Raw genomic sequence first — 14,359 nt, 5'->3', positions numbered from 1 at the left:
ATGCTGAATTGGCTGGTACGCGCCATCCACGCTCCGGACAAAAGCCGTCTGGAGCAGGGTTTTCGCTGGTTGTACAGCTTCGTCAAACCACAGCAGAAGGCAATTGCCGGCCTGTTGCTGTTGTCTTTTGTTGGTTCGGCGCTGGTGCTGCTGCAGCCCTGGCTGACCAAGCTTTTGATTGATGACGGTCTGCTGGCCAAGGACTATGGCATGCTGGTCAAGCTGGCCGTGGCCATGATTCTGGTCGGCATTTTCGGCACCGCACTGTCCGGTCTGAACCGTTACCTGCACACGCGCCTGTCCGGGCGTATCCTGTTTGCCCTGCGGACCGACCTCTATGCTCACCTGCAGCGGCTTTCGCCCACCTTCTTTGGTCAACGCCGCATCGGTGATCTGATGTCCCGTATCGACGGAGATGTGGCCGAAATCCAACGTTTCGCCGTCGATAGCTTGTTCTCGGCGGTGAGCAGTATCATCGGTTTGATCGGTGCGCTTGCTCTGCTGGTGACACTGTCCTGGAAGCTGTCATTACTGGTATTGATACTGATTCCGCTGGAGGTACTTTGGCTGCGTTGGATGCGGCGCAAAGTGGAGGTTAACACCCGCGAGTTGCGCGAGCGCTCGGCGGATCTATCCAGCTTTCTGGTGGAAACCATGCCGGCGATGAAATTCATCCAGTCCAGTGGCCAGGAAAATCGTGAGCGCACCCGACTCGGAGGTCTGAACGATGGTTATCTGAGTCAGTTGCTGCGGCTGCAGATTACCGAATTCTTTACTCAGGCGATTCCCAATACACTGACCTCCATGACCCGTGCCGCGGCCTTTCTGGTCGGTGGCTGGTGGGTGATTCAGGGGCAGTGGCAGCTGGGTTCGCTGATCGCTTTTTCCACCTATCTGGGGATGGCCACGGGGCCGGTAAACAGTCTGCTGGGCCTGTATGTTGCGATTCAGCGCATGAGCGTCAGCCTTAACCGCGTGAGCGAGCTGCGCCAGGCTGAGGCCGAAATCGAATCGCCACAGAGCCCGCGTGCGCTGCCACAGCCGCTGAGGGGCGAGCTTGAGCTTGAGCAGGTCTGCTTTGCCTACACTGGCCGAGATCCAGTGCTGGATAATGTGAGCGCCCGTCTGCAGGCAGGCAAAAAAATCGCGCTGGCGGGAGCCTCGGGAGCGGGCAAGTCCACTCTGATCGACCTGCTGCAGCGCCACTACGACCCACTACAGGGACGGGTGTTGCTCGATGGCGTTGATATCCGCGAGCTCAGCCTGTCGGACTTGCGACGCACTGTTGCAGTGGTGTCGCAGGAAATTACGCTGTTCAGAGGCTCGCTCGCGGACAATCTGCGCTATGCCTGCCCGGAGGCCAGTGATGAACAGGTGCGGGGGGCGGCCCGTGAGGCTCAACTTGATGAGCTGATTGAACGTCTGCCGCAGGGGTTGGACACTCCGCTCGGCGAGCGCGGCCAGCAGCTGTCCGGAGGCCAGAAACAGCGCATCGCCATTGCGCGAGCGCTGCTGCAGCAGCCTGCGGTGCTGGTACTGGATGAGGCAACGTCAGCGGTGGATGAAGCCACCGAACAGCAGGTGATTGCGGCTGTGGACCGGCTGTTTGCCGACCGCACGCGTATTTTGATCAGTCACCGTCCCTCTACGCTGGCAGGAGCCGATTTGCGGTTGTTGCTGCAAAACGGCCATCTGAGTGAGATTGAAGAGGTGGTGGATGTCGGTTGAGCCGATTCGTATCGGGGTTGTGGATTCCGGCTATTCAGAGCAGCAAGCGGTGACGTCCAGTGCCGCCTTTGTGCTGCAGGATGGTCAACTCTGGCTGACGGAAGCGGAGCCTGATCAGTTGGGGCATGGCACTCGCATCATTGAAATCATCCAGCACCTGATGCCCGAGGCAACACTGTTCAGTGCGCAGGTATTCAGTGATCGATTGTCCACCACGGCTGCACAGGTGGCGGCTGCCATCGACTGGCTCGTGGAGCAGGGGGTACAGGTGATCAACCTGAGTCTGGGCTTAAGGCAGGACCGAGCAGTGCTGAGGGAAGCCTGTGAGCGGGCCCTGAAACAGGGGGTTTTTCTCTGTGCGGCCAGCCCGGCCCGAGGGGAACCAGTCTATCCGTCTGCCTATCCCGGGGTGTTTCGCATGACGGGCGATGCTCGCTGTGATCGTGAACAGATCTCCCACCTGGACACCGAGTTTGCTGATTTTGGTGGCTGTGTCCGGCCTCTGGATAACAGTCGTGGGCAGTCGGGGGCCAGTATGGGGTGTGCTCACTTGAGCGCGTGGGTGGCACGTTGTCTCCAACGGAATGCTGTCAGCCTCAGCGAAGTGAGGGACTGGCTGGTCCAACAATCCAGCTACCAGGGCCCTGAACAGCGCAGAGGTGTCTATACAGGAGCAGAAGATGAATAAGTCACAGGTGCTGGTGTTGGGCGGTGGTCCTGCAGGGGGTGCGGTTGCGATCGGTCTTGTCAGATTGGGCTACTCGGTCACGCTGGTGAGCGAGCCGCGCCCCTTTGATGCGGTTGAGGGTATCTCCGATCGTGTGGTGCAGGGGCTGCAGGGTGCCGGATTTAATCTGGCACTGGAGCAGATGGCTGAACCTTCACCGCGGCGGGTAACCTGGAACGGTATCACCAGTGCCGCCAATACCGAGCGTCTGATTCCGCGTCAAGCCTTCGATCTGGCACTGCTGGATGATCTGAAGGCGCAGGGCACCCACGTGATTCAGGGGCGTGTCACCGGCATTCAGCCCGATGCAACCGGGCATGTGGCCGAAGTCAGTCTGGTCAGTGGAGAACAGCTGCAGTTGCAGGGCGATTTTCTGGTAGAAGCCCGCGGGCGAGCGGCCCCGGCAGCCGGCGTGCCCCGCGTGAAAGGATCGCAGACCGTATCCTTGCTGCAGTATTGGCAGGGGCCGGCGGATACACCCTGTTCGGCGGTACAAAGCTTTGCCGATGGATGGGCCTGGATGGCCCTGCGAGCCGATGGGCGCCGCTACCTGCAGCTGACACTGGATGTGGCCAGTGCCGACCTGCCGCCCAAGCGAGAACTGGGCGACTGGTGTCAGGCGCGCCTGAGTAAGCTTGAGCAGGCTCAGCCTTTTATGGCCGGCGCCGAACCGGCTGGCGAAGTCTATGCGCGTACCAGTACACCGGTTTTGTGTGAGCACAGTGTTGGTAATAACTGGATTCGAGTGGGCGATGCCGCAATGGCGGTGGACCCGCTCTCGGGCAACGGCATTTTTCAGGCACTGTCATCGGCCTTGCAGGCCCCGGCAGTGATCAACACGCTGATTAATCACCCGGAGCGGGCAGGTCTTGCCAAGCAGTTCCATGAGGCCCGGATTGAAGGGCTTTTTTACCGTTTTGCGCGCATAGGACGTGACTTTTATGCGCAGGAATCCCAGTGGCCGACCAACCCGTTCTGGCAGGGACGCAGCCAATGGCCGGATCAGGTCCCGCTGCATCTGGACGTGATGCCCGATCAGGTCAGCACTGGCGTGCGGCCTGTGGTGCAGGATGGGCTGATTCGTGAAGCGCAGGTGGTGATTACCCCCGACCAACCTTTGGGCATCTGGCATCTCAATGGGCTGGAGCTCGCCCCGCTGCTTGAGCAGGTAAGGGCGCGGCCCGATCTGACGCCTGCCGAGCAGTTGTCACACACTCAAGGCCCTGTGATGGGCGAGCGCTTGGCGCTGTGGATGCAGCAGCAGGGCTGGGTTGACGACCCGAAAGGACAGGGTGAACATGAAGTTTGACCCCCCGCTTGAAGCCGTGACTCTACTGCGCCGCTACAAGCGTTTTCTGGCGGATGTGCGCCGTGCCGATGGCAGTGAAATGACGGTACACTGCCCCAATACCGGCTCAATGAAAAATTGCGTGTTGCCGGGAGTCGAGCAGCTTGCACTGATTTCCGACAGCGGCAACCTCAAGCGCAAGTATCGCCACACGCTGGAGGCGCTGCAGGTCGCGCACGGTCACTGGGCGGGCGTGAATACCAGCCGCACCAATGGATTGGTGGAAGAGGCTGTGCGTGCAGGTCGGATTCCCGAGTTGTCGCCGCTGACCGGTGTTGAGCGAGAAGTGACCTTCGGTGACAGCCGCTTCGATCTGGCGCTGGGAGAGCGCAAGCAACCGCATACCTTTATTGAGGTGAAAAATGTCACCCTGGGGCCGGGGCCTGATGATCCCGATGATGGCATCATCGCTTTTCCCGACTCAGTCACCGAGCGTGGCCAGAAACACCTGCTAACGCTGATGCAAGTCGTGGCGCAGGGCCATAGAGCCGTGCTGTTTTTCTGCGTGCAGCACACAGGGGCTGTAGTGGCCCGGCCGGCGGACGAGATCGATGGTCGCTATGGAGAACTGCTGCGCACGGCGATCTCGCGGGGGGTTGAAGTGCTGGTCTGGCGCGTCAGCCTGTCAGCCGAGACCTTTATACTGGAACACTCACTACCGTTGCAGGTATAAGGTAGAGTCGATTATCGTGATGAAACCTGAATTCTGTTGGAGATTGCCATGTCAGTAGCGGATGACTCAGCTGGCCAGGCGCTGGAAACGGACGCCAGTATCTACAAGACTCTACTGGAATCAACTCGGGCAATCCCCTGGAAAATCGACTGGAAAACCCTGCAGTTTGCCTATATCGGCCCTCAAATAGAGCCTCTGCTGGGCTGGAGTCAGGAAAGCTGGGTCAGCGTTGACGACTGGGCAACACGGATGCATCCGGATGATCGTGAATGGGTGGTCAACTTCTGTGTATCACAGTCGCAAAGTGGCGTTGACCATGAGGCGGACTACCGGGCTCTGACAGCCTCGGGTGATTATGTCTGGATTCGTGATGTGGTGCATGTGGTGCGCGACGAAGCCGGAGAAGTAGAAGCCCTTGTCGGTTTCATGTTCGATATCAGTGAACGCAAGCGCACCGAACAGGAATTGCTGCGCCTGCAGAAAGAACTGGAAGAGCTCTCACTGCGCGACGGTCTTACCGGCGTGGCCAATCGTCGCCATCTGGATCAGATTCTGGAACAGGAATGGGAACGGGCACAGCGTCACAACCAGCCGCTGTCATTGGCAATTTTCGATATCGATTACTTCAAGCAATACAATGACTGCTATGGTCATCTTCAGGGAGATGAGTGCCTGAAGCAGGTGGCGCAGCTGTTACAGGCTGCCATTCGCAGTGGTGATTTTCTGGCTCGCTTTGGAGGCGAGGAATTTGTCCTGGTTCTGCCGCAGACTGACCGTGTGGCGGCGCAGAGAGTGATACAGCGCTGTTATGAGCAGCTGGCCAAGGCAGGTATTGCGCACAGTGACTCCCCGATTTCCGAGCAGTTGACCTTCAGTTGTGGTTTGGGCAGTTGCCTGCCCGGTGCGATTGAAACCCTTGAAGCCTTTGTTGAACGAGTCGATCGCTCCCTCTATGAGGCCAAGCATCGCAATCGTAACGCGCTGGTGATCGCCGATACGGACTGAGTCTCACCCCGTGGCCTGTTTTGAAATGATTACCGCCGTTCGCAGCCCTTCCTTGCCAAAGCGCGCCATGCGCCAGAAATGATTGCGGGGCACCGGCACGTTCTGGATATCCAGCCGCGTTTTGTCATCCTCTTCATCCACTTCCGGATCATGCAGATACACATAGTGGTTGTCGATGCCGGTCAGCACCACCCAGTGCGGGCTCTTTTGCCGACTGAAACGCCAGCTGCTGATCAGCATCAGAACAAAACGACCGGCTGACAGTGCCTGCTCGATGGCCTCCAGGCTGACCTCTTCTGCATGCTCGATGATGCCAGCCGTTTCGGTTTGCTGTTTGAAGTCCTGATGCACCAGCTCAAGGACTTCCTTTTTCAGTTCGGTTCGGACCCCGTGAATGAACAGGGGGCCTTCGCGGTTGATATACAGTTCCGCTCCGAAGCCACGTCGCCAGGCCGCCAGTGCCAGCCCTCGAGGGCCGCAGCCGCCGTGACCGGTTGTCATGAAAATGGACGTGGCTTCGCGCCAAATCTGAAGCTCCTGACGTCGGTCCATTACGATGGCCGGGTCGAGAGCCTTCATTGCCATCAACAACGAGGCCGGGCCGCAGGTAAAGGGCAGGGTCTGGCCATACCAGGGTACCATCCCCGGTGAGCGGGTAGTCAGGGCCAGTAGGCGCTTCTGGAGCCGGAGCGCAGGGGCGTGATCCTCGTAATAGTCTTCATACAGTCCAAACTGGCGGTAGCCCAGCTTTTCATACAACTGGATGGCACTGGCATTGTCGGTACGCACCTCCAACCGCAAGGCAAGACAGTCATGCTCCAGTGCGGCCTGCTCCGCCGCCTGCATCAGCTGACGGGCGATACCCTGCCCACGCATGCGATCGTCTACAGCCAGCGAATAAATACGTCCGAGCGAGGTGCCACGGTGAAACAGGACCAGCACATATCCCACAAGGCCAATCGTTTCAGTACTGGCGGTAATCAGAGCACAGTGACCGCGCTTGAGCATCCAGCGAAACTGACGTCGGCTGATGCGATCTTCGCTGAAGGTCTGGTTTTCCAGCGCAACCAGTGCCGGCAGATCCTGCAGGCTGGCTGGGCGTAACTGAACACTGTCTGACATGGCTCTTACCACTCAAGGGAATGCCTCTAGCCTACTGCTGGAGCTGCCTGTAGAGCCAGTGGCAAGCAGAAATATTATTTGTCCCTGATTGCGCAACCGGACAATGCATTCCATAGTGACACTCAGGTTTACGTGCAGGGAATACCATGACCAAACTGAAAATTGTTGTAGACAAAAAAGAGGACTGGCAGGCGTTCTATCCCGCCGAGCAGTTGATGAGTGCCCATGAGTACCTGGCGCAAGGCAGTCGAAAGGACCGCACACCGGTTCAGATCATCAACCTGTGCCGCAACTATCGCTATCTGAGTTACGGCTACTACACCTCGCTGCTGGCTGAAGCGCGCGGCCACAAAGTGATTCCATCGATTCAGACCATTAATGACTTGGGGCGCAAGTCTGTCTACGGCCTGAACATGAAGAATCTGAACGAGCTGCTGGGCAAGCTGGTCAGTAAAGATGCGCTGCTGCGTCAGCAACTGGAAGCTGATCGACAGCTGGAAGTGACCATCTGCTTCGGGCAGACCCTGTTTGCCCCCTTGCAGGATCTGGCGCGGCAGATTTTCGAACATTTTCCTTGCCCCATCCTGCATCTGACCTTCCGCAAGGGGGAAAGCTGGCAGATCGAAACATTGAAGGCGGGTAGTCTGAAACAGCTTAACAGTGCTGAAGAGGATCTGTTTGCCACTGCCATCGATACGTTCAGTCGCAAACTGTGGCGCAAGCCCACGGCACGTCGCAAATACCGGTATGATCTGGCGATTCTGGTGGATCGTGAAGAGGTGCTGCCACCTTCCGATCCCATGGCGATCAAACGTTTCATCCGTGCCGGGCGTCAGTTGGGCATCGATGTCAGCCTGATCGGCAAGAAAGATTTCAGCCATTTGGCTGAATATGATGGCCTGTTCATCCGTGAAACCACTTCAATCAGCAACCACACCTATCGCTTTGCCAAAAAGGCCGAACATGAAGGGCTGGTGGTATTTGATGACCCCACTTCGATTCTGCGCTGCTGCAACAAGGTGTATCTGTCAGACTTGCTGGCCACCAATGGCGTTGCGATGCCGGAGACCCACTTCCTGTTCAAGGACAGTAAAAAGGAGGTGCAGGCACTGGCCGAGTCTCTGACCTATCCGCGGGTGCTGAAGATCCCCGATGGGGCTTTTTCAAAGGGAGTGGTCAAAGTCAGTTCACCGGGGGAGTTGCTGCGTCAGGCCGATGAGTATTTCAAACAGTCGGCCATTGTGCTGGTACAGGAATACATGTACACGGAATACGACTGGCGTATCGGCATTCTCAACAACAGGCCACTCTATGCCTGCAAGTACCTGATGACCCGTGGTCACTGGCAGATCTATAACCACAGCAGCGGCCAGGCCGAATCGGGTGGTTTCGAGACCCTGCCGGTACATGAGGCGCCGGCGAAGGTGGTTAGGGCTGCGCTCAAGGCAACCAAACTGATAGGTGATGGTCTGTATGGGGTAGACCTGAAACAGTCCGGTGATAAGGTGGTGGTGATCGAAGTGAACGATAATCCCAGTATCGATTCCGGGGTAGAGGACCTCTATCTCAAGGACAGCCTCTATCGCATGATCATGGAAGAATTTCTGCGCAGAATGGAACGGCGCCGTCTCGGAATCGGTCATTGATATATGCAGCCTACATCAGTTGATCCTGCTGGGTACATAGTGGTGTGAATATGGCTGAATAAGGAGTTCTGCATGTCAGATACTCGCCAGTTGCCCGGTACCCTTAGCTCTATGGCTTGGGGGCTGGTGTTTTTGCCGGTATTGGTTTGGTCGGCCTGGGAGCCAGCTGACCGCGTTACCTGGCTGTTGGAAGCTGCTCCGGCGATGATTGGAGCGGCCGTACTGTTGTCGACACGTCGATTGTTTCCGTTGACGCCGTTACTGTATGTACTGATCCTGATTCATTGCATCATTCTTATGGTCGGTGCTCACTACACCTATGCCAAGGTGCCGCTCTTCGACCTGCTCAGAGAAATGTTCGACTGGCAACGGAATAACTATGACAAGGTGGGCCATCTGGTGCAGGGCCTAGTGCCGGCAATGATTGCACGTGAGCTGTTGATCCGGCTGAAGGTGATCCCGTCAGCGGCATGGCGTAACTTTTTTATCGTGTGCTTTTGTCTGGCGTTCAGTGCGTTCTACGAGTTGATCGAGTGGTGGGTAGCCCTGATCTCGGAGGAGGGTGCCGAGGCGTTTCTCGGTACTCAGGGCTATGTCTGGGATACCCAGTCCGATATGGCTTGGGCGTTGGCTGGCGCAATACTGGCGTTGGTGCTGATGAACCGACTGCATGACAGGCAGTTGCGGTCACTGGAGCCCCTGTAGACGAACGGCGGTGACACTTTTGCTGGTGCTGCTGAACTCTGCAGGTAGAATGACCTGCATCGCTGTTATGCGCCAAACGCCAAGGGTTCATGTATGCCGATTCTTCGCCGGTTTTGTTGTTATCTGATCGTGATGGCCATGAATGTCATGCTTCTGTCATCGGTGCATGCCGATACGTTGGATGAAGTCATGCGTCATGGTGATATTCGCTGTGGTGTTTTTCCGGATGACCCCGGTCGCAGTGCCATCGACACGGATGGAACCTGGAAAGGTTTTTATGTTGATTTTTGCCGCGCCACGGCGGCTGCGCTGTTCGGTGATCCCGAACGGGTGCAGTATGTGGAAGTTGATGCCACGACACGGTTTACCACTCTGCAGCAGCGCCAGACGGATGTGGTGATGTACAGCACGACCTGGACATTGGGTCGAGAAAACCGCTATCAGGTTGTGTTCCCGGCGGTATATCTCTTTGACAGCCAGGGCGTAATGGTCCGTGCCAACAGTGGCATTTCAATGCTGTCAGACCTGCAGGGCAAAACGGTCTGCGTGACTGAAAACACATCAACTCACAAAAACCTTGTTAATGCACTCGAACAGCAAGGTATTGACGCGCAAGTTCAGTTTTCCAATGGCGACAGCTTCTTTCGAGGTCATTGCGACGCGTACAGCGCCGATCGAATGAACCTGGCAACCAACCGCGCCAACCGTGCGGACAACCCGGCACACTATATTATCCTGCCTGAAACACTGTCTCGTGAACCTATAGGCCCAATGGTGCGGAACGATGAAACCCGCTGGGAGCGTGTTATCCGTTCCGTGGTCAACGCCACCATTCTGGCCGATCAAAAGGGCATAACCCAAAGCAACCTTGATCAGGTCTTGAACAGCACGGAGGATCAAGAAATTCTTAATCTGCTGGGGCAGCAAGGTGATCTGGCAAGCCAGTTGGGGTTGCCAAATGACTGGGCGCGCAAGGTGATAGCCAGTGTTGGTAACTACAGTGAAATCTACCAGCGTCACTATGGTCCTGATACAGCTATCGGGATGGAGCAGGGAGTGAACAAGCCTTGGTCGCGTGGTGGCTTGTTGTTTGCTCCCCTGTTTCTGTGAGCTCCAGCGCCGTTATGCAACAACCGCACACAAGCATAGGTACTCGACTGACACTGATCATCGGTACAATTTTCGGATTGTATCTGATGGCTGTATCAGCTGTTGGTTATGTGATGTTCCAGCAATACCAGGGGTTCAGTAACCTGGCAGATCGTGAGTTTGGCCGTGCCATGGCGGCCGCTGAACTTACCCGAGATGCAGAGATCATTGCTGCTGAAGTGTTTGAAATGATGGTGGGTAGCCGTCGCTCCATCAGTGCGGGCAGTCAGCGGACAGAGAATCTGGCTGGCCTTTACCGCTCTGCACGTGACCGACTGCAGCAGTTGTCGTCGTCAGCCGATGCCGATAGGGCAGCAAACAGAGAGCTTGATCGTTGGCAGGAGCCGTTTTTCCTGAGCCTGGGGCAGCTGGATCAGCGCCTTGAACTGGAAAAACAACTACAAACCGAGCATCTTCAGTTAATCGACACACTATTCATATTACAGCAACGGTTACCGCTGAGTGACTTCGGTGCGCAGTCTCCTGACCAGCAGCGTTTTATCAGTCATGCGCTGACCGCACTGGTTGCCGCTTCGTCAGCATTGAGTGCTGAACGTCCGGGGCATGTAGCACAACTGGAACGCGCTTGTGAGCAAGCGTTACAGAAACTGGCATTATTGCCACTTGAAGATGAAGAACTGCTCGAGTTGCGCCGTCAGCTTACCGAAGTATTGCCTGAAGCGTTCAGGAGCCGAGGACCGTTATTGAAGGCGTCGCGGGCAAGTTTGGCAACGGCGCGGGAAACCCGGGTACTGGCCCAAAAGCTGACAGGGGCAAGTTTCAGCTACCATCTGCAGCTGAAAGCGTCGGCTCAACAGGCCATTACAGACCACCAGAAGCTGATTCGCAGTTCGTTGTTTGGACTGTTGCTGGCATCATTGACTCTGCTCGCCATAACGTTCGGTGCCATTATGTATATCCGGCGCCATATCGTACTCCGGATAAATCGTCTCAATGCTGCAATGCAGGCACATCTGCAGGGTAAGCAGGTGCCTGTTCCTGAATCAGGCAGTGATGAAATCAGCACGATGGGGGCCAGCTTTGCGGTTTTCGTCGATGCTCGTCGCCAGGCAGAGCAGCAGCTGGAGCAGGCGAACATGCATTTGCAAAAGATGAATGCCGAGTTGGAGCGTTTGAGTACAACCGATGCCCTGACCGGCATACCCAACCGTCGCTCATTCGATCAACAGCTTGAACATGAGTGGCGACGGGCATTACGCGACGGCACTAGGCTGGCCATCGTGATGGCTGATGTCGATGTTTTCAAGCGCTTTAACGATACTTATGGGCACCAGGCGGGTGATGATTGCCTGCGTCAGGTGGCACAAGTGATGTCAGATCAGCTGAAGCGCAGCGGTGACATGATTGCGCGTTACGGGGGCGAAGAGTTCATCGTTCTTTTGCCGGGGCTGGATCTTTCCCACGCGAAACAGCTCGCCGAGCAATTAAGGGCTGCTGTGGCAGGGGTGAGGATTCCACACGCTCACGGGCCGACAGGACATGTCAGCATCAGTCTTGGCGTGGCCTCAAACAGGCCACACCTCAACATGCGCGTCGAAACCCTTATACACCGCGCAGATAATGCGCTTTACGCAGCCAAATCATCCGGTCGCAACAGGGTTCAGGTTGCCAACTAAAGCCGCCTGCGCGATCGAACCGTGCATCCGGTCTGAACTACCGGTGTATTTACGGCCCTTCCAATAGCGTCTGGCTTTCAGCGTATACTGCGGCGTCAGCAGGTGGGGGCAAAATGAATAAGAAACAGGCATTTATCCAGTTACGCGAAGTCATGTCCGGCTATTATCCGCTATCGGATGAAACCTGGCAGGCGTTGACGGAGATTTGTCATTACCGGCAGGTTACAAAGCAAACGCAGATATGCCGGGTGGGTGAGGTGCCGCGCTCCTTTGCCTTTGTATGTCAGGGGTTGTTTCGGGTCTTTGTTCTGGATGAGAAAGGCAATGAATTTAACAAGAACTTCTTTCAGGAAGGTCGCTTCCCCGGGTCAATGACCGCTCTGCTGCGCCAGGAGCCCTCATTGCATTCGATAGAGGCGCTGGAAGACTCGGTCATCATCGAAATCAATTTTCAGGCCTTTCGCGATCTTCTGTATCGCAGTGAAGATCTTAAACTGTTCCACATTCACTACCTTGAGAGGCATTGGTTGCTGGACAAGGATACCCGCGAGATACGTCTGGTACAGCAGGATGCAGCCGAGCGATATCAGGCGTTTCAACGGGAGTATCCCGAGCTGCTGACACGCCTGCCGCAGTATCACATCGCATCCCATCTAGGGGTGACACCGACCCAGCTAAGCCGGATTCGAAAAAAATCCTGAGTGATCAACCTATGTAAATGAGGGGCAGGGCCGACGTGCGTAATCTGGACCCAGTCAGCGGGCATCCCGCTATGTGACCACAAGACTGGAGTCGATTATGTCCCCCTTGAATGCGTTGAACTGGCGTTATGCCGTTAAACAGTTTGCCAATACCACACTGACCACCGAGCAACAGCAACTGGAACCCTTGCTGGAAGCGACACGCCTGAGCCCAGGCGCCTTTGGTCTGCAGCCCTACCGTATTCTTGTCATCAGCAACCCTGAGCTGCGCACTGATCTGCTGGCCTATTCCATGGGACAGGATAAGGTTGTCCACGCCTCCCATTTGCTGGTCTTTGCCGCCGTGACACGGATAGATGAAGCCTTTGTGGCTGCGCATATCGAACTCATGGCGCGGCAACGGGGAGGCGATATCGAGGCGTATCGGGACTTTCAGGCGCACCTGAGGGACTATTTCAACAATATGACCGATCAGGAGAAATCACACTGGGCCGACCAACAGGTATATCTGGCGCTGGGGACCTGTTTAACCAGTGCCGCTCTGCTGGGCATTGATAGCTGTCCCATGACCGGGTTTGATGCTGCCGGCTATGATGCGCTGCTGGGGCTTGCCGATCAGGGGTTGAGGAGTGTGGCGATCTGTCCTCTGGGGGTGCGCCACGCCGAGGATACCGTCGCAGACCTGCCGAAAGTGCGTTTGCCGGCGCAGGTGATGACCCGGGTGCTGGCGTGAGCAGTCTGCTGCCTTGGCTGGCGCTTTCTGCCGGAGGTGCCATTGCGATTCAAGCGGGCATCAACGCCCGGCTTGGAGTGGAGTTGGGCAGCACCATGCTGGGGACAGGAGTCGCTTTTGCGGTAGCGTGTCTGGTGTCCCTGCTGGTGGTTGTGTTTCAGCGTGCGGGCATGCCCAGCGTGGACCGCCTGCAGGCGGTGCCTCTGTACCTTTGGGGAGGCGGTATCATCAGTGCTTTTGGTGTGGGCATGTTTTATTTTTTGATCCCGCGTATGGGCGTAGGGCCGATGATGTCGTTTGCCTTGACCGGCCAAATTGTACTCGCCGTGATTGCCAGTCACTTCGGCTGGTTTGATCAGCCGGTGAAACCTATGAATCTGACACGTGTGATGGGTCTGCTGATACTGGTGGCCGGTGTCAGCCTGATTTACTGGGAGAAAACCTGATGGAAACGCTGCTTGAACGTGCCAATGTCGATAATTTAATAGGTCTTTGGCAGTTAATGGGTGCTACACAAGCCGCAGGAGGACTCCATTGTTCGACGCGCTGGCCACACCGGTGTTGGCACAGCCCTGCCCGGCAAGCGGCCGATGGCCTGAGTGCTATTGAGTGTATCCCGGCCCACTACCTGTTTCCTGTTTGGCATGCGGGTGAGTCCAGCCGGGTTCTGGAAAGCGCTTTGAGTCAACACGGGTTGGAAGTGGGGCTTGAACAGCTGGCGATGATACTGCCCCTGGAGGCTTATGCACCGCCGCCTGCCAGTGCTCGGCTGGACGTCAGATTGATCGACAGCCGACAACAGGCCAGACAGTGGTCGGACCTGTGTGGACGCGCATTTGGCTACCGGCTGGACGTTGATGTAATCGACCAACTGCGTCGGCAGGCGGACGTGGAGGTTCTCTGGGCATGGGGAGAGGGAAGACCGCTTGCGACAGCAGTTCTCTACCGCACTGGACCGATTATGGGGGTGCATCAGGTTGGAGTACCGCCTGAGTTGCAGGGGCAGCGGATTGCATATGCATTGATGTGCGAACTGCTGGCGAGGGCGCAGTCGGCTGGGGCTGATTATGTCTGTCTTCAGGCCTCGGCGGCTGGCGAGCCGCTGTATCGCAAACTGGGGTTCCAGCCGCAATTCAACATCCGCAGCTACCGCCGCGCCTGAGGGATGCCGGCAGAGGCTTGGCT

Annotated in this window: 14 protein-coding genes; 13 read left to right on the top strand and 1 reads right to left on the bottom strand. The window is 56.8% G+C overall.

The annotated features are described in order from the left end of the window. From BLV48_RS10510 to BLV48_RS10490, 5 genes are read left to right on the top strand one after another with little or no spacing between them, the layout of a single operon-like run. Window positions 1–1,728: an ABC transporter ATP-binding protein gene (locus BLV48_RS10510; protein ID WP_091826704.1), complete on the top strand. Its 1,728-nt coding sequence runs from the start codon at window positions 1–3 to the stop codon at window positions 1,726–1,728. Continuing rightward, window positions 1,718–2,416 carry a subtilisin-like serine protease QhpE gene (gene qhpE / locus BLV48_RS10505; protein ID WP_091826701.1) on the top strand — a complete coding sequence of 233 codons (699 nt, stop codon included), beginning with the start codon at window positions 1,718–1,720 and terminating at the stop codon, window positions 2,414–2,416. Before BLV48_RS10510 ends, qhpE begins: the two co-directional genes overlap by 11 nt. Further along, on the top strand, window positions 2,409–3,764 hold the full coding sequence (qhpG, locus tag BLV48_RS10500) for a flavin-dependent monooxygenase QhpG (RefSeq protein WP_091826699.1): 1,356 nt from the start codon (window positions 2,409–2,411) through the stop codon (window positions 3,762–3,764). The genes qhpE and qhpG overlap by 8 nt, the downstream gene beginning before the upstream one ends. After that, entirely contained in the window at window positions 3,754–4,476 is a 723-nt protein-coding gene (gene sfsA, locus BLV48_RS10495) for a DNA/RNA nuclease SfsA (RefSeq protein ID WP_091826697.1), read from the top strand. Before qhpG ends, sfsA begins: the two co-directional genes overlap by 11 nt. Before the next feature lie 48 nt (window positions 4,477–4,524). Further along, on the top strand, window positions 4,525–5,481 hold the full coding sequence (locus BLV48_RS10490) for a sensor domain-containing diguanylate cyclase (RefSeq protein ID WP_091826695.1): 957 nt from the start codon (window positions 4,525–4,527) through the stop codon (window positions 5,479–5,481). A gap of 3 nt (window positions 5,482–5,484) precedes the next feature. Here the strand turns inward: BLV48_RS10490 and BLV48_RS10485 are convergent, their stop codons facing one another. After that, the gene (locus tag BLV48_RS10485) at window positions 5,485–6,603 is read right to left on the bottom strand and encodes a GNAT family N-acetyltransferase/peptidase C39 family protein (RefSeq protein WP_091826694.1); all 1,119 of its coding nucleotides are present in this window, start codon (window positions 6,601–6,603) and stop codon (window positions 5,485–5,487) included. 146 nt (window positions 6,604–6,749) lie between these two features. Between BLV48_RS10485 and BLV48_RS10480 the strand changes: the two genes are divergently transcribed. The 8 genes from BLV48_RS10480 (at window position 6,750) to BLV48_RS10445 (ending at window position 14,336) form a co-directional block, all read left to right on the top strand. After that, entirely contained in the window at window positions 6,750–8,249 is a 1,500-nt protein-coding gene (locus BLV48_RS10480; RefSeq protein WP_091826691.1) for a RimK family protein, read from the top strand. A gap of 72 nt (window positions 8,250–8,321) precedes the next feature. Then, window positions 8,322–8,954, top strand: coding sequence for a DUF2238 domain-containing protein (locus tag BLV48_RS10475; protein ID WP_217632993.1), 633 nt, complete (start codon window positions 8,322–8,324; stop codon window positions 8,952–8,954). Between the two features lie 93 nt (window positions 8,955–9,047). Further along, the gene (locus tag BLV48_RS10470; RefSeq protein ID WP_091826690.1) at window positions 9,048–10,064 is read left to right on the top strand and encodes an amino acid ABC transporter substrate-binding protein; all 1,017 of its coding nucleotides are present in this window, start codon (window positions 9,048–9,050) and stop codon (window positions 10,062–10,064) included. An 86-nt stretch (window positions 10,065–10,150) separates the two neighbouring features. Next, window positions 10,151–11,740, top strand: coding sequence for a GGDEF domain-containing protein (locus tag BLV48_RS10465; protein WP_217632992.1), 1,590 nt, complete (start codon window positions 10,151–10,153; stop codon window positions 11,738–11,740). A 113-nt stretch (window positions 11,741–11,853) separates the two neighbouring features. Further along, window positions 11,854–12,441, top strand: a complete 588-nt coding sequence (locus BLV48_RS10460; protein WP_091826686.1) for a Crp/Fnr family transcriptional regulator — start codon at window positions 11,854–11,856, stop codon at window positions 12,439–12,441. 97 nt (window positions 12,442–12,538) lie between these two features. Further along, the gene (locus tag BLV48_RS10455) at window positions 12,539–13,174 is read left to right on the top strand and encodes an NAD(P)H-dependent oxidoreductase (protein ID WP_091826684.1); all 636 of its coding nucleotides are present in this window, start codon (window positions 12,539–12,541) and stop codon (window positions 13,172–13,174) included. Beyond that, window positions 13,171–13,620, top strand: coding sequence for a DMT family transporter (locus tag BLV48_RS10450; RefSeq protein ID WP_091826682.1), 450 nt, complete (start codon window positions 13,171–13,173; stop codon window positions 13,618–13,620). The genes BLV48_RS10455 and BLV48_RS10450 overlap by 4 nt, the downstream gene beginning before the upstream one ends. Continuing rightward, window positions 13,620–14,336, top strand: a complete 717-nt coding sequence (locus BLV48_RS10445) for a GNAT family N-acetyltransferase (protein ID WP_091826681.1) — start codon at window positions 13,620–13,622, stop codon at window positions 14,334–14,336. The genes BLV48_RS10450 and BLV48_RS10445 overlap by 1 nt, the downstream gene beginning before the upstream one ends. Window positions 14,337–14,359 lie beyond the last annotated feature (23 nt).

Source organism: Marinobacterium iners DSM 11526, assembly GCF_900107855.1.
Taxonomy (GTDB): Bacteria; Pseudomonadota; Gammaproteobacteria; order Pseudomonadales; family Balneatricaceae; genus Marinobacterium; species Marinobacterium iners.
The sequence above is the reverse complement of the archived record's forward strand: the minus strand, read 5'-3'. Positions and strand labels throughout refer to the sequence as shown.

What these genes read in the sequence shown, in the direction of transcription:
- qhpE (WP_091826701.1), top strand. Translation starts at nt 1,718, where the DNA reads ATGTCGGTTGAGCCGATTCGTATCGGGGTTGTGGATTCCGGCTATTCA.
- BLV48_RS10455 (WP_091826684.1), top strand. Translation starts at nt 12,539, where the DNA reads ATGTCCCCCTTGAATGCGTTGAACTGGCGTTATGCCGTTAAACAGTTT.
- qhpG (WP_091826699.1), top strand. Translation starts at nt 2,409, where the DNA reads ATGAATAAGTCACAGGTGCTGGTGTTGGGCGGTGGTCCTGCAGGGGGT.
- BLV48_RS10475 (WP_217632993.1), top strand. Translation starts at nt 8,322, where the DNA reads ATGTCAGATACTCGCCAGTTGCCCGGTACCCTTAGCTCTATGGCTTGG.
- BLV48_RS10460 (WP_091826686.1), top strand. Translation starts at nt 11,854, where the DNA reads ATGAATAAGAAACAGGCATTTATCCAGTTACGCGAAGTCATGTCCGGC.
- sfsA (WP_091826697.1), top strand. Translation starts at nt 3,754, where the DNA reads ATGAAGTTTGACCCCCCGCTTGAAGCCGTGACTCTACTGCGCCGCTAC.
- BLV48_RS10465 (WP_217632992.1), top strand. Translation starts at nt 10,151, where the DNA reads ATGGCTGTATCAGCTGTTGGTTATGTGATGTTCCAGCAATACCAGGGG.
- BLV48_RS10480 (WP_091826691.1), top strand. Translation starts at nt 6,750, where the DNA reads ATGACCAAACTGAAAATTGTTGTAGACAAAAAAGAGGACTGGCAGGCG.
- BLV48_RS10510 (WP_091826704.1), top strand. Translation starts at nt 1, where the DNA reads ATGCTGAATTGGCTGGTACGCGCCATCCACGCTCCGGACAAAAGCCGT.
- BLV48_RS10445 (WP_091826681.1), top strand. Translation starts at nt 13,620, where the DNA reads ATGGAAACGCTGCTTGAACGTGCCAATGTCGATAATTTAATAGGTCTT.
- BLV48_RS10490 (WP_091826695.1), top strand. Translation starts at nt 4,525, where the DNA reads ATGTCAGTAGCGGATGACTCAGCTGGCCAGGCGCTGGAAACGGACGCC.
- BLV48_RS10470 (WP_091826690.1), top strand. Translation starts at nt 9,048, where the DNA reads ATGCCGATTCTTCGCCGGTTTTGTTGTTATCTGATCGTGATGGCCATG.
- BLV48_RS10485 (WP_091826694.1), bottom strand. Translation starts at nt 6,603, where the DNA reads ATGTCAGACAGTGTTCAGTTACGCCCAGCCAGCCTGCAGGATCTGCCG.